This is a genomic window from Nioella aestuarii, from assembly GCF_050896395.1.
Lineage (GTDB): Bacteria > Pseudomonadota > Alphaproteobacteria > Rhodobacterales > Rhodobacteraceae > Nioella > Nioella aestuarii.
In genome coordinates, this window is record NZ_JBPBBA010000009.1 from 77322 (window position 1) to 96478 (window position 19157).

Consider the following 19157-nt stretch of genomic DNA (forward strand, 5'->3'; position numbering starts at 1 on the left):
GACATAACTATTCTTGTCGATACCATTATTATCGGGTGCATGTCTGCTCAAATTCGTTTCATATGAAACGACCAACCGTTCGGTAACCTAATATTCTGTCGCGCGCAACGCATTTTATGCATTCCTGTTGCGCATGGTTTCCGAAGACACTGCCCCATCCAGTCCGGTAGAGCCATAGAGCCAGGAAATCATATTGTACCACTCCTCGGGGCTTCTGGCGCTCATCACTGCGTTGCGCAATTCCGCATGTGCGCCTGACGCGTGGTAGATGTGGTCGCCGATCTCACGCGATTGCAGCTGAATGCGCGCAGTGCGCAAACGGCGCATGTCCTGATAGGCCGGAAAAGCGCGGGTGGCATCGCCGGAACAGGCCTCCATCTGGTGGGCAAGCGCCACTGCGTCCTCCATCGCCATGCAAGCACCTTGGGCGAAATACTGCAACTGCGGATGCGCCGCGTCGCCAAGCAGCACAACGCGCCCGTCCTGCCAGTTCATGACCGGATCACGGTCGCACAGAACCCAGAGTTTCCAGTCCTTGCCCTTTTCGATGATCTGGCGGGCGACCGGGTTCACATGCTCAAAACCCCGGCGTACTTCGTCATGAGAGACAGGCTTGCCCGCCACCGGTTCCGCCGCATCGTTGTGATAGGTCACCACGAGGTTAAAGAGCTTCCAGCCCGACAGCGGATAGTGAACGATATGGCATTTTGGCCCGGCCCACAGGGTGGCCGCGTTCCAACGCAGATCCTCGGGCATATCCTCGACCGGGATCACGCTGCGATAGGTGGTGTGGCCCGAGACGCGCGGCTTGCCATCGCCCACCACCCGCTTGCGGATATTGGACCAGAGCCCGTCAGCGCCAATCAGCGCGCGGCCCGTCACCCGTTCGCCGCTTTCAAGGATGGCGGTCGCGCTGGTGTCATCCTGATCGTAGTCCGCAACCCCCGCATTGGTGCGCAGCTCTACCAGCTCATGGTCTCGGCAGGCCCGCAGGAACACCCCATAAAGATCGCCGCGATGGACCACAGCATAAGGGTTTCCGAAGCGTGTGCGAAAGGCGTCGTCCAGCGGGATGCGAGTGATTTCCTGGCCGCTTATGGCATCCATCAGGCGCAGGTTGTCGATATAGACCGCCATGTTTCGGGCCGCATCGCCAACACCCAGATAATCAAAGGCATGGAACGCATTGGGGCCAAGCTGAATGCCCGCACCGATTTCGCCAAGTTCGGGGGCTTTTTCCAGCACCAGCGAACGTATGCCCTTTTGCGCCAGACCGATGGCTGTCGCCAGCCCGCCGATACCGCCGCCTGCGATAATGATCCTGTCTTGTGCCATTTGGTGCACTCCTTCTCGAAGCATGACTTTCCTGATCACCCACGAAAATTGACATTCTGGGTGCGATGGTTCCCGAAAACGGAAACTGGCTACGATGTGTGACGGACCCTAGGGCTCTGCGTCGGGTTGCAGGCCGGGGGCCGCATCGGCAAAGGCGGGACGCGCCTGACAGGCGTCATAGACCGCGTTCACTCGTTCAAGGTGACTGATATCGAGCTTGAAGCGCGCCGCCGAGAAGACCTGCGGAACAAGGCAGATATCGGCCAGACCCGGCGTGTCGCCAAAACAGAAGGACCCGCCATGTGTCTGTTTGGCTAGCAGCGCCTCGCACGCCTCCAGGCCATCCCCGATCCAACGCTGGCACCAGGCGTCTTTTACCGCCTGATCTGCGCCGAACTGCTGCTCCAGATAATCCAGCACCCGCAGGTTTTGCAGCGGATGCACGTCGCAGGCTATGACCTGAGCAAACGCCCTGACCTGCGCGCGCAGATCCTTGTCCGACGGCAGCAGCGCGGGATCTGGATAGGTCTCATCCAACCATTCCACGATGGCCAGAGATTGCGTCAGCACCAGCCCATCCGCCTCCAACGCCGGAACCAGCGCCTGCGGGTTCAGCGCCCGGAAAGCGGGGCCCTTCTGTTCCCCGCCACCCCGGCGCAGATGCACCGAGGTAAAGTCATGCGCCAAGCCCTTGAGGTTCAGCGCAATGCGCAACCGATAGGCAGAGGAGCTGCGGAAATATCCGTGAACGTGGATCATTCCGGCGCGCCGATGGTCAGGGAAATCGGCTCCAACCCGTCGACACCACCGGTGATGACGTCACCCGCCACAACCGGGCCAACCCCCGCCGGTGTGCCGGTCATGATCACGTCGCCGGGGGCGAGGTGGTAGAACTTGGACAGGTCTGCCACGATCTCGGCCACGCCATGGATGAGATCCGACAGCAACGCGTCTTGCTTGACCTCTCCGTTCACTTCCAGGTGGATGCGTTGCGGGCCAATCGCGCCCATCTCATCGGCCTTGGTCAGACCGGTCAGCACGGCAGAGCCTTCCACATCCTTGCCCAGATCCCACGGCCGCTGCTTGGCACGGGCCGCCAGTTGCAGATCGCGGCGGGTCATGTCCAGACCGCAGCCATAGGCATAGATCGCCCCTGACGCGTCCTCGACCGAGGCGCGGAAGACGGGTTTGCCGATGACCAGCACAAGTTCCATTTCATAGTGGAAGTTTTCCGTTCCCGGCGGATAGGGCAGCGTCGATCCGCTGGCCAGAACCGCCTGCGGCGACTTGGTGAAGTAGAACGGCGCCTCTCGGTCGACTTCTACCCCCATCTCGGCGGCGTGCGCGGCATAGTTGCGACCCACACAGAAGATGCGGTGCACCGGATACTCGGCGGCTTCCCCTTTCACGGGGATGGACTGCACCTTTGGGGTGTCGAAGAGATAGTCGGTCATCGCGCGCGTTCCTCGTAATAGCCTAGCTTGTCCTGAAGCGGGCGGTCATGGACGCGCACCAGATAGGCGTCTTCGTCCGCTTCATGGGTGATTTCGGCAAAGACCGGGGCGGTAAACGTGTCTTTCGGGCCCCATTCGATCAATTCGCCATTGATGGTGGTTTTACCCCGCCCCTTTACGACGTGGAAGGCGGCAGAAGAGGACCGCAGCGGTGGCGCATGGCGCTGACCAGCCCCGATCCGCATCGCGGTAAAGCCCATTGTGGGCAGCACATCCGCCCCGGTTTCGGGGTTCACGTAGTCCAGTTCCGCGCAGTCGCCATCGGTATAGGCCGCCATCTCGTTCAGCGCGGCCTCGGTCCGTCCCCAGGGGTAACGCATCATCGGATATCGGCGCGAGCCCGCGCCCAGTTTGCGGCTAGGGGCCAGACCCGAGGACAGGTATTCCACCTGGCTGGCATCGGGGCGATTGCGCTGCGCCTGGAGCGGGCCTTCGGTGGCGTAGGATCCTTCGAGATAGACGAAAAGCGGCAGGTCGAGCGCGTCGAGCCAAACCACGGGTTCCGTCCCCTCATGGCCATGATCATGCCATTCGCCACCGGGGGTGAGCACCAGATCGCCCTCCTCCATCGGCAGCTTTTCCCCGTCCACCACGGTATAGCCGCCGGTGCCTTCCACCACGATCCGCACGGCAGAGGGCGTATGCACATGGGCTGGCGCGGTTTCACCGGGCAAAAGCAGCTGCATCCCAAGATAGATTGAGGAGGTCGCCTGCATGGCCCCTGCCCCACGACCGGGATCAGAGAGGACCAGAACCCGCCGTTCCGCCTTTTCCACCGGCGTCAGGTCGCCTGCGCGCATCAGGAGCGGCCGCACAGCGGCATAGCGCCAATGGCCGGGCTTGGTGACAGGGTTGGGGGCCCCATGCGGCAACACGTTGCGCATCATTGGCCAAAGCGGAGCGACCCCCGCTGCCGTCATGTCATCGCGATAGTCCTGTGGCAGCTCTTCCAACGTGCCCAATTGCTCGCCCATGGCGTCCTCCCTCGGATTCGATATAGTAAGTATGCTGATCATTAGTATGCTTGTCAACTCCCGCCGGACTCGCCTATCCTGATCGCGTCAGGAGGGAGGCCAGAATGGTCGAGATTTACAATATGGCAGGGCATCTGGTGCGCCGGTTGAACCAGATCTCGGTGGCGATTTTCGCGGACCGGATGGCAGCGGCTGGTGTGGAACTGACGCCGGTGCAATTCGCGGCGCTATCGGCCATCGACGCACGCCCCGGCATTGCGCAGGCGGCCCTGGCGGGTGCGATTGCCTATGACCAGACAACGCTAGGGGGGGTGATCGACCGGCTGGAACAAAAGGGCTTCGTCGCGCGAGAGGTCAGCCCGACGGACCGTCGCGCGCGGGTGCTGACCGTGACCGATGCCGGACAGAAGCTGCTGGCGCAGGTGCGGCCCGTGGTGCGCGACTTGCAAAGCGATATCCTGTCTGGGCTGGACGAGGCCGAAACAGCGCAATTGCTGGCGCTGCTCAAGAAGACCACGGATGCGGGCAATGACAAAAGTCGCGCCCCCCTGGCCCCGCGCGAAAGGCGCTAGAGGCCGACGGGCTGGACGCTGCCGACATTTCCCGGCATGACTTTGTAATGACACGCGAAAGCCCCCCGATGACCGATCAAGACGGCCCGAAATCCTGCTGCGCTCCGGCCCGCGTGGGGGATGCCAGCCCTGCCCCTGAAGTTCAAAGGGGCACCGGCGATTGCGGAAAGGCCGAGGCGATCCGAATACCTGGCGGCACCGCTCTTGTGGGCACTGCCCGCCCCGGCCTGCCGATGGATGGCGAAAGCCCGGTGAAACACCGGCGGGTCAAACCCTTCGCCATCGACGCAACCACCGTCACCAACGCCCGTTTTGCCCGTTTCGCGGCAGAAACCGGATATGTCACGGAAGCCGAACGGTTTGGAAATTCCTTCGTGTTCTTTAGCTTTCTGCCGCCGGACAGCGCCCCGACCCAAGGCGTGGTCGGGTCTGAATGGTGGCGCATGGTTGACGGGGCAAATTGGCGGCTTCCCCATGGGCCGGACGTGCCCGAGGCCTATCATGACGATCACCCTGTGGTTCAAGTCAGCTGGAAGGATGCGCAGGCCTTCGCCACCTGGGCCCGAGGGCGGCTGCCGACGGAGGCTGAATGGGAACATGCCGCGCGGGGAGGACTGGGCGATGTGCGGTTTCCCTGGGGAGATGAGGAACCGAACGATACGTCTTTCCTTCCCTGCAATATCTGGCAGGGCAGCTTTCCGCATCACAACACCGGGGCCGACGGGTTCATCGCCACAGCGCCGGCCCGGTCCTTCGAGCCCAATGGATACGGGCTTTACAACATGGTGGGCAATGTCTGGGAATGGACAGCAGAGCCATTCAGGGTGAAATCGCTGAAAAAGGCGTCGCAAGCGGCGCATCGGGGGAAAGAGGGCTACAAGCTGCAAAAAGGCGGCTCATTCCTCTGCCATATCTCCTACTGCTTCCGATATCGGATCGCGGCACGTCACGGGAATGCACCGGACACCGCGACGCCCCATCAGGGTTTTCGGCTGGTTTACGACCTCTGACCAGAGCGTGAAAAATCTTCCCGAAGATTTTTCCGCCCCGCGCGTCCGCAGTCGAAAAGTTTTCGGGAAAACTTTTCTCTGCGTCCCGGTTGGTCAGAAATCCAGCCCCAGATCCAGTGTCTTGGCAGAGTGGGTCAGGGCGCCAGAGGAAATGTAATCCACCCCGGTTGCAGCAACATCCGCAATACGCGGCAGGGTCATGTTGCCCGATGCCTCGGTGACAACACGGCCTTTGACCAACGCAACAGCGTCACGCAAAGTTGCGGTGTCCATATTGTCGAGCAGCACCACATCGGCTCCGCCCTCCTCCAGCACCTCGGCCAGCTGGTCAAGAGTATCGACTTCGATCTCGACCCGCATCATGTGGGAGGCACTGGCTTTCGCCGCCTTCAGCACCGCGCGCACGCCCCCTGCGGCGGCGATGTGGTTGTCCTTGATCAGGATGGCATCGGACAGGCTGAAGCGGTGGTTGAAGCCCCCGCCATGCAACACCGCCTGCTTTTCAACCAGACGCAGACCCGGGGTTGTCTTGCGGGTGCAGGTGATGCGGGTCGCTGTGCCTTCGGTTTCCTTGACGAATTGCGACGTCAGCGTCGCGATCCCGGACAAGCGGCCTGCGAAGTTCAGCGCCACGCGTTCGCCTGACAGGATCGAGGCGGCGCTGCCCTTTATGGTCATCAGCGTGTCGCCGGGCGCACAAGGCGCGCCATCTGGGCGCAGGGTTTCGACCACAAGCGATGGGTCCACCAGCTGAAAGGCCAGCCGCGCGATCTGCATCCCCGATACGACACCTGCCTGCCGGGCATTGAGCCGTGCATCATAGGTCACATCCGCCGGGATTACGGCGCGGGTTGTTACGTCGCCATAGGTTCCAAGATCTTCCATCAATGCAGCGCGCACCAGCGGCTCAAGGATCAGATCGGGCAGGTTGACATGCTGCATTACGGGGCGTCCTTTGCGGCGGCATCGCGGATCGCCATGGCGTCCGTCAGAGTGATCAGGGTGCGATGCGCGAGATCGGGGTTCTGTGAGGGAAAGTCATCGCGCCAATGCCCGCCCCGGCTTTCCTCGCGGGACAAGGCGGCCGCCGCGATAAGCGTCGCGGTGGCGGTCATGTTAAGGAAGGAAGGATCGTTCGCGTGGTCGGCCTCCAACCGGGCAATGGTCCGCAGTGCTGTGCTCAGACCTGACCCGGTGCGGCGCACGCCTACATGGGCCGTCATCATCTGGCGCAACTCTGCCACGGCAAGCGGGTCCGGGGCGCTGCCGCCTTCGGGGAAGCGGATGACGACCGGAGCGGCCTCGGCCAGCGTCGTGTTGGCTGCGATATCCGCGGCGGCGTTGCGCGCATAGACAAGCGCCTCCAGCAACCCGTTAGAGGCCAAGCGGTTGGCGCCATGAAGCCCCGTCGAAGACGCCTCTCCGCAGACCCACAGGCCCTCGAGGCTGGTCCGGCCCGCAGGGTCTGCCGCGATGCCGCCCATGTGGTAATGGGCTGCTACTGCCACCGGGATCGGGTCTGCGACCGGATCTATTCCAGCCCGGGCGCAGGTTTCAGCGACCGAGGGGAACATCGTCAGAACCTTCGCCCCAAGCGCCGCGCGCGTGTCCAGCATCGGGCGGTTTCCGGCCTGCGTTTCGGCAAAGATCGCGCGGGCGACGATATCGCGGGGGGCCAGTTCGGCGTCGGGATGGACGCTGAGCATGAAGCGCTCCCCTTGGCGGTTGATCAGTATCGCCCCCTCGCCGCGCAGGGCCTCGGTGGCCAATGGCGCGGGGTCTTCGCCGATGTCGAAACCCGTGGGGTGGAACTGCACGAACTCCGGGTCAGCCATCAAGGCACCTGCCCGTGCCGCCATGCCGATCACCTGTCCGCGAATACGTGGCGGGTTGGTGGTGTGGGCGTAAAGCCCACCCGATCCACCGCCTGCCAGAAGAACGGCAGGGGCCTTGATCAGCACGTCGCCGGACGGTTCCCTTGCCGAGGTGATCCAGACGCCGGCCACCCGGCCACCTTCGGTTTCCAACCGGGTTGCAAGCGCGCCTTCGATCACCTGCGCCGATGGCGTCGCGCGCAAAGCAGCAATCAGCGTTTCCATGATCTGCTTGCCCGCCTGATCACCCTGCACCCGCACCACTCGGGCGGCGGAATGGGCGGCTTCGCGGCTCATGACATAGCCGCCATCTGCGGCGCGGTCGAAAGGGGTGCCAAGATTCGTGAGATCAAGGATATGATCGCGCGCCACGCGGGTGACCATGGCGGCAACCTCGGCATCGACGGTCCCTGCCCCGGCCTTGACGGTATCGGCGGCATGGGCCTCGGGGCTGTCACTGGCGGCCATGGCAGCGGCCACGCCGCCTTGTGCCCATGCGCTGGAGGCACCATCGCCAAGCACTTCGGGCGAGATCATCAGCACCGGGCGCGGGGCCAGTTCCAAAGCCGCATAAAGCGCGCCAAGGCCCGCGCCCACAATGACAATACGGTCCGTGCGGATCACCGCCTCAGATCCCCAATTCGCGGCTGAGGTCGATCATCCGCTGAACGGCCAGCCGCGCCTTCACGGCAATCTCTTCATCCACGTGCACCTCTGGCGACATGGTGTGCAGCGACCAGAGCACTTTTTCCAGCGTGATCTTCTTCATGTAGGGGCACATGTTGCAGGGGCCGACAAATTCCACCTCTGGCAACGCGTCTGCGATGTTGGAGGCCATCGAACATTCGGTCAGCAACATCGCGTTCTTGGGCTTCTCGCGCGACACGTAGTCGATGATGCCTTTGGTCGAGCCCGAGAAATCGGACGCATCAACCACGGAGGGAGGGCATTCGGGATGCGCGATGATGCGGGTGCCGGGGTTCCATTCGCGGAAATCCTTGATGTCTTCCGCCGTGAACTGTTCGTGCACGATGCACGAGCCTTCCCACCAGACCACGTTCTTCTGTGGCACGTCACGGGCGACGTTCTGGGCCAGGTACTGGTCGGGCGTCATGATCACTGTGTCGCTGTCCATCGCGGCCACGATCTGGGCGGCGTTGGAAGACGTGCAGCAGATGTCGGAGGCGGCTTTCACCTCGGCGGTGGTGTTCACATAGGATACGATCGGCGCGCCGGGATATTTCGCGCGCATTTCCGCGATGCCAGCGGCGGTGATCGATTCCGCCAGCGAGCATCCTGCCTCCATATCGGGCATCAGCACGCGCTTACCAGGGCTGAGGATCTTGGACGTTTCCGCCATGAAATGCACGCCGCACTGTACGATCACCTCGGCGTCGGTGCGGGTCGCCTCGATTGCCAGTTGCAGGCTGTCACCTACGAAATCAGAGATCCCATGATAGATGTCTGGAGTCATGTAGTTATGCGCCAGGATGACTGCGTTGCGCTCGCGCTTGAGGCGATTGATCGCGGCCACATAGGGTGCGTGACGGACCCAGTCCACCGGCGTCACCACCCTGTCCATTTTGGCGTAGATCGGGGCCAGCTCTTCGGCCAGTTCGGCATTTGGCGCGAGGTCATAAGCCTCTGACAGGCTTTCGCGCATAGCAGTGATATCGAGCATCTCAGCCCTCCAGGTGACGACCCCCTGCACGGATCGGGTGGCGCCTTCTGTCATGACGTGTGGGCAGCTTCAAGCCGTTGCAAGGCCGCATGGGGTTAACCTGCTGCCTGAAAAGAACAATTTGATGCCAATAAGCGTCTGAAATGTCAGATCTTACGCGCAGCATCCAGAACAAGCGCATCAAGACCCTTGCCGCCCTCGGAGACATATGACAGCAGCTGCGCGCGCATCCGAGGGTCCCAGAAGTCGCTCAGATGAGCGGCAACCCGGTCCGCCTGATCGGTGCCCGGCTGGGTCTTGAAGAAGGTGGCGATCTGGTTGGCCATAGTGACCATTTTATCAGGGGACATCGGGCGTCTCCGTCGTGATGCGATGCGGGTGGGAATATAGGTCGAAACCACCGCCACGCGCAAAGGCGGCGATGGTGATCCCTGCCTGGTCGGCAAGGCGTAAGGCATGGGCGGTAGGGGCGGAGACGGCGATCAGCACCGGGCAGCCCGCCATGGCTGATTTTTGGATCAGTTCCACGGAAACGCGGCTGGTCAGGACGAAGGCGCCGGTTGCCGGGTCGATGCCCTGCAGGGCCAGCGCACCGATAAGCTTGTCGAGCGCATTGTGGCGACCCACATCTTCTCGGGCCAGAACGATCCCCTGCCCCGGCACCAGAAATCCAGCCGCATGAACCGCGCGGGTCTGGTCGTGGAGCGGCTGCTGCGCGCGCAGGTCATCTGTGGCATGGGCCACTTCGTGGGATGAAAGGCGCGGCTCTGCGGTGACCTTGGGCAACGCACGGGTGGCCTCTTCAAGACTGTCGATCCCGCACAGGCCGCAGCCTACCGGGCCCATCATCTTGCGGCGCCGGGTCTCCAACGCCTGTGACCGATCGCCCGTCAGCCAGAAACGCGCCTCGATTCCGGCCTCGTGTTCGACCACTTCGAAATCCTCGACCTGATCGAGCCGGGTGATGAACCCCTCGGACAAGGCAAAACCATGGGCGAAATCGGCGATATCGCCGGGGCTGGCCATCATCACGGCCTGGGTGGTGCCATCGAACACAACCGCGACCGGCACCTCTTCGGGCAGGTTGCGGCGGACGGACAATTGCCCGTCCGACTGCACCGAAAGACCCGGCAGGGACCGTGACAGGGGCCGCGCCACCGGTTTTACTCCGCCGCCGGCAGGATACGGCGCGACCGTTCGGCCTGCGCGTTATAGTCCTCTTGCCACTCCGACGGCCCGTTCGAGGGCGCAACCTGCACTGCCGTCACCTTGTATTCCGGGCAGTTGGTGGCCCAGTCCGAGAAATCGGTGGTGATGACGTTGGCTTGCGTGTCGGGGTGGTGGAAGGTGGTGTAGACCACGCCGGGGCTGACCCGGTCGGTGATCTTGGCGCGCAGCGTGGTTTCGCCCGAACGCGAGGCCAGCCGCACCCAGTCCCCATCATTGAGACCGCGGTTTTCCGCGTCATGGGGGTGGATTTCCAGCACGTCCTCATCATGCCAGACCACGTTGTCCGTGCGCCGCGTCTGCGCGCCCACGTTGTACTGGGACAGGATCCGCCCGGTGGTCAGAAGCAGTGGGAAACGCGGGCCGGTCTTTTCATCGGTCGCCACATATTCGGTAACGATGAACCGCCCCTTGCCGCGCACGAACCCGTCCACATGCATGAGAGGCGTACCGTCCGGCGCGCTGTCATTGCACGGCCACTGGACCGAGCCGCGCTCTTCCAGCATCTCGTAGCTGACATTGGCGAAACCGGGGGTCGTGGACGCGATTTCTTCCATGATCTGGCTGGGATGCGTGTAGTGCCAACCCGCCCCCATGGCATTGGCCAGCATCTGAGTGATTTCCCAGTCGGCATAGCCATTACGGGGCGCCATCACCTTGCGCACGCGGTTGATCCGGCGCTCGGCATTGGTAAAGGTCCCGTCTTTTTCGAGGAAGGTCGATCCGGGCAGGAAGACATGTGCGTAGTTCGCGGTCTCGTTGAGGAAGAGATCGTGAACGATCACGCATTCCATCGCTGCAAGGCCCGCCGCCACATGCTTGGTGTCGGGGTCGGATTGCAGGATGTCTTCGCCCTGGCAGTAAAGCCCCTTGAAGGTGCCATCGACGGCGGCGTCCAGCATGTTCGGGATGCGCAGACCGGGCTCGGGGTCGATCTCCACGCCCCATGCTTTTTCGAAGATCTCGCGCACTTCGGGCATTTTCACGTGACGATAGCCGGGCAGTTCATGCGGGAAGCTGCCCATGTCGCAGGCCCCTTGCACGTTGTTCTGCCCGCGAAGCGGGTTCACGCCCACGCCCTTGCGACCGAGATTGCCGGTCAACATAGCGAGGTTGGCGATGCCCATGACGGTGGTCGAGCCCTGGCTGTGCTCTGTCACGCCCAGACCGTAGTAGATCGCGCCGTTGCCGCCGGTTGCAAAAAGACGCGCTGCCTTGCGCAGTTCTTCTGCCGGGACGCCGGTCAGCATTTCGTTGACTTCGGGGCTGTGGCGCGGATCCGACACGAATTCCGCGTATTCCTGGAACTCGTCCCAATCGCAGCGTTCGCGGATGAACGCCTCATCCATCAGGCCCTCGGTCACGATCACATGCGCCAGCGAGGTCACGACGGAAACGTTGGTGCCCGGACGCAGCGGCAGGTGATGGGCGGCCTTGATATGGGCCGATTTCACCAGGTCGATGCGGCGCGGGTCAATCACGATCAGCTTCGCACCTGCGCGCAGGCGCTTTTTCAGGCGGCTGGCGAAAACCGGGTGGCCATCGGTGGGGTTTGCGCCGATCACGATCACCACATCGGTATGCTCGACGGAGTCGAAATCCTGCGTGCCTGCCGAGGTGCCGAAGGTCTGTCCGAGGCCGTAGCCAGTGGGCGAGTGGCAAACGCGGGCACAGGTGTCGGTGTTGTTGTTCATGAACACACCGCGGGCCAGCTTTTGAACGAGATAGGTTTCCTCGTTGGTGCAGCGGCTGGAGGTGATGACGCCAATCGACCGGCGGCCATAGGTTTCCTGAAGCCCACGCATCTTGGTTGCGGCAAAGCTCAGCGCCTCGTCCCAGCTCACCTCTTTCCACGGCTCGTCGATCGAGTCGCGGATCATCGGGTTCAGGATGCGATCATTGTGGGTCGCGTACCCATAAGCGAAGCGGCCCTTCACGCAGGAATGACCCCGGTTCGCTTTGCCGTGCTTGTAGGGCACCATGCGCACCAGGTCGTCGCCGTTCAGCTCGGCCTTGAAGGAACAGCCCACACCGCAATAGGCGCAGGTGGTCACGACAGAGCGTTCGGGCGTGCCCAGTTCGATCACGGATTTTTCCTGAAGCGTTCCTGTCGGGCAGGCCTGCACGCAGGCACCGCAGCTGACGCAATCGGAGGACAGGAAATTGTCGGTTGCGGCCCCGGCGGACACGCGGCTGTCAAAGCCCCGGCCTTCGATTGTCAGCGCGAAGGTGCCCTGCACCTCTTCACAGGCGCGGACGCAGCGGCTGCAGACGATGCATTTCGCGGGGTCGTAGGTGAAATAGGGGTTCGAGTCGTCCTTGGGCAGCCATTCGAGGTTGGCTTCGCCGCTGGTGTTGCGCGCCTCGAAATGGTTGGCGAGGCTACCCGCCTGCGGGGCCTCGTAGCGCACATCGCGCAGGCCCACCATGCCGGCCATGTCCTGCAATTCGCAATCGCCATTGGCGGCACAGGTCAAACAGTCAAGCGGGTGGTCGGAGATATAGAGCTCCATCACCCCCTTGCGGATCTTCTTGACCTTCTGGGACTGGGTGTGAACCACCATACCGTCCATCACCGGCGTGGTGCAGGAGGCGGGCGTGCCGCGGCGGCCCTCGATTTCCACTACGCACAGGCGGCAGGATCCGAAGGCTTCAAGGCTGTCGGTGGCACAAAGCTTGGGGATCTGCATCCCGGCTTCCGATGCCGCGCGCATGACCGAGGTGCCCTCGGGCACGGTCACTTCGAACCCGTCGATGGTCAGGGTGACGGGCTTGCCTTCCTTGGCGGGGGTGCCGAAATCACGATCAGCGTCCCAAGGGATGATCAGGTCTTTCATTGCGTGACCTCCAGTGCACAATAGGGGGGAAGGCGCTTCGAAGCGCCTTTGTTACGCGGTTTCGAAACCGCGTTGGCGCGCGACGTCAAGGGGGCGCCCGATGTCCATTCGTTGTTCATTCCGCGGCCTCCTTCTGACGCGCGAAATCATCGGGGAAATGCGTGAGCGCAGACATCACCGGGAAGGGTGTGAACCCGCCAAGCGCGCAGAGCGAGCCGTCTTTCATGGTCTCGCAAAGGTCGGTCAGCAGCGGGATGGCAGACGCATCGCCCTCTGCGATCCGGTCAATGGTCTCGACCCCCCGCACGGCGCCGATCCGGCACGGCGTGCACTTGCCGCAGCTTTCGACCGCGCAGAACTCCATCGCGAAGCGGGCCATTTTCAGCATATCAGCCGAGTCGTCGAAGATCACCACGCCCGCATGGCCAATCAGCCCGCCTGCCTGGTCAAACTCCTCGTAGCCGAAGGGCGTGTCGAACTGATCGGGATGCAAGTAGGCGCCTAGCGGACCACCGACCTGAACTGCCTTGACGGGACGGCCCGAGGCGGTACCGCCAGCCACGTCATTGACCAGCGTGCCAAGCGGCATCCCGAAGGCGGTCTCAAACAGCCCGCCGAATTTCACATTGCCCGCGATCTGGATGGGCATCGTCCCCTTCGACCGGCCAAGGCCGAAGCCCGCGTAATGCGCCGCGCCCTTTTCGAAGATCACCGGCACCGTGGCCAGCGACAGCACGTTGTTCACCACCGTGGGCTTGCCGAGGAAGCCTTCCAAAGCGGGAAGCGGCGGCTTGGCGCGGACGATGCCGCGCTTGCCTTCGAGGGAGTTCAGCAGCGATGTTTCCTCGCCGCAGACATAAGCCCCCGCGCCAACGCGGATTTCCATGTCGAAGGCCTTGCCGGACCCCAGAACATCTTTGCCCAGAACCCCCGCCGAACGCGCCCGGCGCACGGCCTCTTCCATCACCGCAATCGCATCGGGGTACTCAGACCGCAGGTAGACATAGCCCTTGGTCGCGCCCACACCGAGGCCCGCAATCGCCATGCCTTCGATCAGGCAGAAGGGATCGCCTTCCATGACCATGCGGTCCGCGAAGGTGCCGCTATCGCCTTCGTCGGCATTGCAGACGATGTATTTCTGGTCGGCCTCAGCGCCCAGAACCGTGTTCCACTTGATGCCCGTGGGGAAGCCCGCACCACCGCGACCGCGCAGGCCGGACTCGGTGACTTCCTTGACAATCTCAGCGCCCGACATCGCAATCGCGCGGCGCAGACCAGCCAGGCCGCCATGCGCTTCGTAGTCAGTCAGGTCGAGCGGGTCGATCACGCCCACTCGGGCGAAGGTCAGGCGGGTTTGCTTGGCGAGGAACGGGATCTCTTCCACCGGGCCGAGCGAGGGCAGCTTGCCGTCGAGCAGCGCCGGAACATCGTCAACCGAGACCGGACCATAGCCAACACGGGTGCCGTCCTGATCCAGTTCCACCAGCGGTTCCAGCCAGATCATGCCGCGGGTACCGTTGCGGATCACCTGAACGTCGATCCCACGGGCGGCGGCTTCGGACATGATGGCGTCTGCCACCTCATCCGCGCCAAGCGCTTTGGCGGCGCTGTCGAGGGGAACGTAGATCTTCATGCGCCCGCCTCCGCCAGCAGTTTCGCCATTTTTGCGTCATCGACGCGGCCCACAACCTTGTTGTCCACCATCGCGGCGGGTCCGCAGGCGCAGAGGCCCAGGCAATAAACCGGCTCGATCGTCACCGCGCCATTCGCGGTGGTCCCGTGCCATTCTGTTCCCAGCTTCTCCAGCGTCCGTGCGGCCAGCGCATCGGCGCCCACGGCCTGACAGGCTTCTGCCCGGCAGATCTTGACCACATGGCGGCCCGCCGGAACCTCGCGGAAATCGTGATAGAAACTCATCACCCCGTGCACCTCGGCGCGGGTGATGTTCAGCGCCTCTGCGATCACTGGCAACGCAGCCTGTGGCACGCAGCCAAACTGTTCCTGCAAGGCGTGAAAAATGGGAAGAAGCGGACCTTCGAGATTCAGATGGGACGCGACGATTTCGCGGATCTCTTCTGCATTCGGGGCGGGCTGGGAAAGGGACATGGCTGGCTCCGGTCGTTTCAGCCCCGTATTCACCCGCGCAACCTTCGCGATTCAATATCGCTTTTCCGTTAGACGATAGAAATGTTCTATCGAGAAACCTCGGACATGCGCCGGGATTCTGTCAGCAGCGCCTCCAGCACCGGGGTGTGAGGTTCGCGCCATGGGGCGATCAGGCCCACGGAATGCCCCCTGCCCGCCCCTGAAAGCGGAATGATTTCAAGGGGTTTGCCCCCTGTCAGGAAGCGCGCCATATCGGCCGGCAGCACCGTCAGAAACCCACCCTCCAGCACATTTGCCACCAAAACCACGGTCGAATTTGACTCCACCATCGCCTCTGGCACGACGCCCGCAATCTCAAAGTTTTTATTGATGATCCGCCGGTTCTGCATGTCTGGCGTCAGAAGGCACAATTTTTGACCATCAAGATCACGCCAGCGCACCTCTGACCGGCCCGCAAAGGGGGAATCGCCGCGGCAGACGAGCATATAGCGTTCCTCGTAAAGCGCCTCGGTGCTAACCCGCCCCGTGGGTTCATTATCGAGATAGGAAATGCCTGCATCCACATCGAGATTTTCGATCATGTTCAGGATCTCTATCGAGGTGCGCGACAGGATCGTGAAGCGCACGTTGGGGTGCTTTTCGGTGAACCGCGTCGTCAGCTTGCCCGCCCATGTCAGGGCCGTCGGAATGACCGCGATGCGCAGCTGCCCTGCCAGCCCGTGGCGGGAAAACCGCATCTCTTCGCGCAGCTGTCTTGCGTCGCCCACGATCTTGCGCGCCCAGACCAGCGCGCTCTGCCCTTCGGGCGTCAGCCCGCCATAACGCGAGCCCCGAAAGATCAGTTGCACGCCAAGCTGTTCTTCCAGCTGCTTGATACCCGCCGACAGGGTCGGTTGCGTGATCCCAAGCGTTTGGGCCGCGCGTCCGAAATGGCTTTCCTTGGCCACCGCGATGAACATTTCCAGCTTGTCGAGCATAATAGAAATTTCCTATCATTTTCCGTAATATTGATACGATATCACCGCGAGCGGGGAAAGAGGGTCCAGCCCGCTGATTCGGCCTTTTTCCACGATTTCGCGTGGTTGGTCCTTCACTTGCGGCACCTGAATTCGGGCAATTGGCACCAATAAGTGCCGGAAAAAGCGTCAGAAGCGGATTTTCGGGGCGAAGGCCACGAAAGTCTTGGGGATTTTGGGGAATTTATTTACCATATAGTCAAAAATCGGGAGACGGGGATGCTGGACATCATCATAAGGCAGGCGAACCTGCCTGACGGTCAGGGGCCGGTGGATATCGCCATTCAGGGCGACAAGATCGCTGAGATAGCACCCGTGATCGACGCCGAGGCGCGCGAGGAGATTGACGCCACGGGCCGCCTTGTCTGCCCACCCTTCACCGATCCGCATTTCCATATGGACGCGACGCTAAGCCTTGGGCTGCCCCGGATGAATGTCTCGGGCACGCTGCTGGAAGGTATCGCGCTGTGGGGGGAGCTGAAACCGCTGCTGACGCCCGAAGCGGTTATCGAACGCGCCTTGCGCTATTGCGATCTGGCGGTGTCGCAGGGGCTACTGGCGATCCGGTCTCATGTGGACGTCTCCACCGCGCCGCTGGTTGGCGTAGAGGCCCTTCTTGAGGTCCGCAAACAGGTTGCCCCCTATATCGACCTGCAACTGGTCGCCTTCCCGCAGGACGGGCTCTATCGCGCTGAAAAGGCAGAAGAAAACCTGATCCGCTCGCTCGATATGGGCGTCGATGTGGTGGGCGGCATCCCGCATTTCGAACGCACCATGGCCGATGGCGCGCGCTCGGTCACGCGGCTGGCGGAAATCGCGGCTGACCGGGGCCTGATGCTGGACCTGCATTGCGATGAAAGCGACGATCCGATGTCGCGCCATGTGGAAACGCTGGCCTATGAGACAACGCGGCTCGGGCTCGGTGGGCGGGTCACGGCCAGCCATGTCACCGCGATGCATTCCTATGACAATTACTATGCCTCCAAGCTTATCCCGCTCATTGCGGAAAGCGGCATGAACGTGGTGCCCAACCCGCTGATCAACATCACCCTTCAAGGCCGGTCCGACACCTATCCGCGCCGTCGCGGTTTGACCCGCGTACCGGAATTGCGCGCGGCAGGCGTGAATGTGGCCTTCGGGCAGGATTGCACCATGGACCCTTGGTATTCGCTCGGGTCTGCCGATATGCTGGAAGTGGCTCATATGGGTGTTCACGCAGTGCCCATGACCTCGCGCGAGGCGATGGACTGGGCCTTTACCTCGGTCACTCAGAACGGTGCAAAGGCCTTGGGGCTGCCCGACCCCACGATCCGCAAGGGCGGCCCGGCCAGCATGGTCGTGCTACAAGCCAAAGACCCGATCGAAGCGGTTCGGATGAAGGCAACGCGGCTTGCGGTTCTAAAGCATGGAAAGGTGCTGTCGCGCACTGCACCCCGCCTGGCTGCGTTGTCCCTGCCCGGCCGCCCCGATACGCTCGATCCGGCCAGCTACGCGCCGGTATCGGCGGACAAACCCGAATAACAACAAGACCAAAACAGAACTCAACAGAGAGGATCCACCAATGAAACTCACCACCACCCGCCGTCAGCTGATGATCGGTGCCGCCGCGACGCTCGCCACACCCGCCTTCGTGCGCCGCGTGAACGCGCAATCGGCCGTGCGCATTGCGGGCGTTCACATGTCGCCCGTCGAAAATGCCTGGAACAGCCGCATCCACGTGGCCATGCAAGAGGCCGCCGCCTCTGGCCTGATCGAGTATGAATTCTCCGAAGGCGTAGCCCCCACCGACTACCCCCGCGCCATGCGCGAATACGCCGAGGGCGGCGCGCAGATCATCTGGGGCGAATCCTACGCCGTGGAACGCGAGGCGCGTGAAGTGGCGGGCGATTATCCCGACACTGCCTTCCTGATGGGGTCCTCCGGTGGCCCCGAAGGTGACAATTTCGGCGTGTTCGGCACCCGGAACCATGAAGCGGCCTATCTGGCCGGGATGCTTGCCGGGCACATGTCCGAAAGCAATGTCTTCGGCTCGGTCGGCGGCTATCCGATCCCCGAGGTGAACCTGCTCATCAACGCCTTCCGCATGGGCGTGAGCGAGGTGAACCCAGATGCCACCTTCCTCAACGGCTTTATCGGTGCGTGGTTTGACCCGGCCCGCGCGCAGGAAGCGGCGATTGCCCAGATCGATGCAGGGGCGGACATCCTCTTCGGTGAACGGATCGGCACGGCGGACGCGGCGCAAGCCCGCGGCGTCAAGGCCATCGGCTCGCTCATCGACTACACCCCGCGCTATCCCGGCACCGTCTTCGCCAACGCGATCTGGAACTATGGCCCGACGATCGAGGCCATCGTGGCGGACGTCCAGGCGGGCAACGCCACGGGGCGCAACTACACGGAATACTCCTTCATGGCCCATGGCGGCAACGAACTGATCTACGTGGCAGACGAAGTGCCCGCCGAGGCGATTGCCCCGATGGAAGCCAAGCAGGCCGCGATTGCTGCGGGCGAGTGGGACGTTCCGATCGACGAAAGTGAACCGGCCTGATCGGAACACTGACGTGACTGACGCCACGGCCCTTGCCGCCGCCATCGCCGAAGGGCGGGTCTCTGCCGCTGAGGTGATGGAGGCAAGCCTTGCCGCCTGCCACACGCAGGAGGCTTTGGGGGCCGTGGTGCATCTGGATGAAGGTATGGCCCGCGCAGGGGCTGCGGCGGCAGATGACCTGCCAAAGGACCAGCGCGGGCCGTTTCATGGGGTGCCCTTCCTCGTAAAAGACCTTGGCGGGGTTGCGAAGGGTTTGCCCCCCGCCGCCGGGTCCGCCGCGATCCGGGCGCAAGGGCGACGGCCAGAGGCCGACAGTCACCTTCTGCACGACCTGCGCCGTACGGGTCTGATCCCTTTCGGCATCACCGCTACCCCCCCGTTCGGCCTGTCTGGCGGCGGGCCATGCCTATAAGTGCTTTGCCACCCAGGACGAAATTCAAGCCTTTCGCGAGGCCGCCAAGGCCGA

18 protein-coding genes are annotated in these 19157 nt (G+C 62.8%); 5 read left to right on the forward strand and 13 right to left on the reverse strand.

Annotated features, from left to right (window positions below; all coding sequences use genetic code 11):
• Window positions 1-114: 114 nt before the first annotated feature.
• The 4 genes from ACROHD_RS07970 to ACROHD_RS07985 form a co-directional block, all read right to left on the reverse strand.
• Window positions 115-1335, reverse strand: a complete 1221-nt coding sequence (locus ACROHD_RS07970; RefSeq protein WP_432677039.1) for a 3-hydroxybenzoate 6-monooxygenase — start codon at window positions 1333-1335, stop codon at window positions 115-117.
• Window positions 1336-1443: 108 nt separating this feature from the next.
• Complete coding sequence (maiA, locus tag ACROHD_RS07975) at window positions 1444-2094, reverse strand: maleylacetoacetate isomerase (RefSeq protein WP_432677040.1); 651 nt, start codon at window positions 2092-2094, stop codon at window positions 1444-1446.
• A complete protein-coding gene (locus tag ACROHD_RS07980) occupies window positions 2091-2789 on the reverse strand; it encodes a fumarylacetoacetate hydrolase family protein (RefSeq protein ID WP_432677041.1) in 699 nt (232 codons plus the stop codon). The genes maiA and ACROHD_RS07980 overlap by 4 nt, the downstream gene beginning before the upstream one ends.
• Window positions 2786-3823, reverse strand: a complete 1038-nt coding sequence (locus ACROHD_RS07985; RefSeq protein ID WP_432677042.1) for a cupin domain-containing protein — start codon at window positions 3821-3823, stop codon at window positions 2786-2788. Before ACROHD_RS07985 ends, ACROHD_RS07980 begins: the two co-directional genes overlap by 4 nt.
• A 104-nt stretch (window positions 3824-3927) precedes the next feature.
• Here ACROHD_RS07985 and ACROHD_RS07990 point away from each other — a divergent pair, with 104 nt between their 5' ends.
• Both ACROHD_RS07990 and ACROHD_RS07995 read left to right on the forward strand, forming a co-directional pair.
• Complete coding sequence (locus ACROHD_RS07990; RefSeq protein ID WP_432677043.1) at window positions 3928-4395, forward strand: MarR family winged helix-turn-helix transcriptional regulator; 468 nt, start codon at window positions 3928-3930, stop codon at window positions 4393-4395.
• Between the two features lie 47 nt (window positions 4396-4442).
• Window positions 4443-5405: a formylglycine-generating enzyme family protein gene (locus ACROHD_RS07995; RefSeq protein WP_432677045.1), complete on the forward strand. Its 963-nt coding sequence runs from the start codon at window positions 4443-4445 to the stop codon at window positions 5403-5405.
• A gap of 93 nt (window positions 5406-5498) precedes the next feature.
• Here ACROHD_RS07995 and nadC read toward each other — a convergent pair whose 3' ends face one another.
• The 9 genes from nadC to ACROHD_RS08040 form a co-directional block, all read right to left on the reverse strand.
• Window positions 5499-6347, reverse strand: a complete 849-nt coding sequence (gene nadC, locus ACROHD_RS08000) for a carboxylating nicotinate-nucleotide diphosphorylase (protein WP_432677046.1) — start codon at window positions 6345-6347, stop codon at window positions 5499-5501.
• Window positions 6347-7903: an L-aspartate oxidase gene (locus ACROHD_RS08005; protein ID WP_432677048.1), complete on the reverse strand. Its 1557-nt coding sequence runs from the start codon at window positions 7901-7903 to the stop codon at window positions 6347-6349. Before ACROHD_RS08005 ends, nadC begins: the two co-directional genes overlap by 1 nt.
• A gap of 4 nt (window positions 7904-7907) precedes the next feature.
• Complete coding sequence (gene nadA / locus ACROHD_RS08010; RefSeq protein ID WP_432677068.1) at window positions 7908-8960, reverse strand: quinolinate synthase NadA; 1053 nt, start codon at window positions 8958-8960, stop codon at window positions 7908-7910.
• Between the two features lie 146 nt (window positions 8961-9106).
• Window positions 9107-9310: a formate dehydrogenase subunit delta gene (locus tag ACROHD_RS08015; RefSeq protein WP_432677049.1), complete on the reverse strand. Its 204-nt coding sequence runs from the start codon at window positions 9308-9310 to the stop codon at window positions 9107-9109.
• Entirely contained in the window at window positions 9300-10118 is an 819-nt protein-coding gene (gene fdhD, locus ACROHD_RS08020) for a formate dehydrogenase accessory sulfurtransferase FdhD (RefSeq protein ID WP_432677051.1), read from the reverse strand. Before fdhD ends, ACROHD_RS08015 begins: the two co-directional genes overlap by 11 nt.
• Before the next feature lie 5 nt (window positions 10119-10123).
• The gene (gene fdhF, locus ACROHD_RS08025) at window positions 10124-13024 is read right to left on the reverse strand and encodes a formate dehydrogenase subunit alpha (protein WP_432677052.1); all 2901 of its coding nucleotides are present in this window, start codon (window positions 13022-13024) and stop codon (window positions 10124-10126) included.
• Window positions 13025-13139: 115 nt separating this feature from the next.
• A complete protein-coding gene (locus ACROHD_RS08030; RefSeq protein WP_432677053.1) occupies window positions 13140-14657 on the reverse strand; it encodes a formate dehydrogenase beta subunit in 1518 nt (505 codons plus the stop codon).
• The gene (locus ACROHD_RS08035; protein WP_432677055.1) at window positions 14654-15130 is read right to left on the reverse strand and encodes a formate dehydrogenase subunit gamma; all 477 of its coding nucleotides are present in this window, start codon (window positions 15128-15130) and stop codon (window positions 14654-14656) included. Before ACROHD_RS08035 ends, ACROHD_RS08030 begins: the two co-directional genes overlap by 4 nt.
• An 86-nt stretch (window positions 15131-15216) precedes the next feature.
• Window positions 15217-16107 (reverse strand): LysR family transcriptional regulator, encoded by an 891-nt coding sequence (locus tag ACROHD_RS08040; protein ID WP_432677057.1) that lies wholly within the window; start codon window positions 16105-16107, stop codon window positions 15217-15219.
• A 258-nt stretch (window positions 16108-16365) separates the two neighbouring features.
• Between ACROHD_RS08040 and ACROHD_RS08045 the strand changes: the two genes are divergently transcribed.
• From ACROHD_RS08045 to ACROHD_RS08055, 3 genes are all read left to right on the forward strand, one after another.
• Window positions 16366-17667, forward strand: a complete 1302-nt coding sequence (locus tag ACROHD_RS08045; protein WP_432677059.1) for an amidohydrolase family protein — start codon at window positions 16366-16368, stop codon at window positions 17665-17667.
• A gap of 40 nt (window positions 17668-17707) precedes the next feature.
• Window positions 17708-18691 (forward strand): BMP family protein, encoded by a 984-nt coding sequence (locus tag ACROHD_RS08050; RefSeq protein ID WP_432677061.1) that lies wholly within the window; start codon window positions 17708-17710, stop codon window positions 18689-18691.
• A gap of 76 nt (window positions 18692-18767) precedes the next feature.
• A complete protein-coding gene (locus ACROHD_RS08055; protein WP_432677069.1) occupies window positions 18768-19103 on the forward strand; it encodes an amidase family protein in 336 nt (111 codons plus the stop codon).
• Window positions 19104-19157 lie beyond the last annotated feature (54 nt).

Coding starts and splice junctions, on each gene's coding strand:
- ACROHD_RS07970 (WP_432677039.1), bottom strand. CDS start 1,335: ATGGCACAAGACAGGATCATTATCGCAGGCGGCGGTATCGGCGGGCTG.
- maiA (WP_432677040.1), bottom strand. CDS start 2,094: ATGATCCACGTTCACGGATATTTCCGCAGCTCCTCTGCCTATCGGTTG.
- ACROHD_RS07980 (WP_432677041.1), bottom strand. CDS start 2,789: ATGACCGACTATCTCTTCGACACCCCAAAGGTGCAGTCCATCCCCGTG.
- ACROHD_RS07985 (WP_432677042.1), bottom strand. CDS start 3,823: ATGGGCGAGCAATTGGGCACGTTGGAAGAGCTGCCACAGGACTATCGC.
- ACROHD_RS07990 (WP_432677043.1), top strand. CDS start 3,928: ATGGTCGAGATTTACAATATGGCAGGGCATCTGGTGCGCCGGTTGAAC.
- ACROHD_RS07995 (WP_432677045.1), top strand. CDS start 4,443: ATGACACGCGAAAGCCCCCCGATGACCGATCAAGACGGCCCGAAATCC.
- nadC (WP_432677046.1), bottom strand. CDS start 6,347: ATGCAGCATGTCAACCTGCCCGATCTGATCCTTGAGCCGCTGGTGCGC.
- nadA (WP_432677068.1), bottom strand. CDS start 8,960: ATGCTCGATATCACTGCTATGCGCGAAAGCCTGTCAGAGGCTTATGAC.
- ACROHD_RS08015 (WP_432677049.1), bottom strand. CDS start 9,310: ATGTCCCCTGATAAAATGGTCACTATGGCCAACCAGATCGCCACCTTC.
- fdhF (WP_432677052.1), bottom strand. CDS start 13,024: ATGAAAGACCTGATCATCCCTTGGGACGCTGATCGTGATTTCGGCACC.
- ACROHD_RS08030 (WP_432677053.1), bottom strand. CDS start 14,657: ATGAAGATCTACGTTCCCCTCGACAGCGCCGCCAAAGCGCTTGGCGCG.
- ACROHD_RS08035 (WP_432677055.1), bottom strand. CDS start 15,130: ATGTCCCTTTCCCAGCCCGCCCCGAATGCAGAAGAGATCCGCGAAATC.
- ACROHD_RS08040 (WP_432677057.1), bottom strand. CDS start 16,107: ATGCTCGACAAGCTGGAAATGTTCATCGCGGTGGCCAAGGAAAGCCAT.
- ACROHD_RS08045 (WP_432677059.1), top strand. CDS start 16,366: ATGCTGGACATCATCATAAGGCAGGCGAACCTGCCTGACGGTCAGGGG.
- ACROHD_RS08050 (WP_432677061.1), top strand. CDS start 17,708: ATGAAACTCACCACCACCCGCCGTCAGCTGATGATCGGTGCCGCCGCG.
- ACROHD_RS08055 (WP_432677069.1), top strand. CDS start 18,768: ATGGAGGCAAGCCTTGCCGCCTGCCACACGCAGGAGGCTTTGGGGGCC.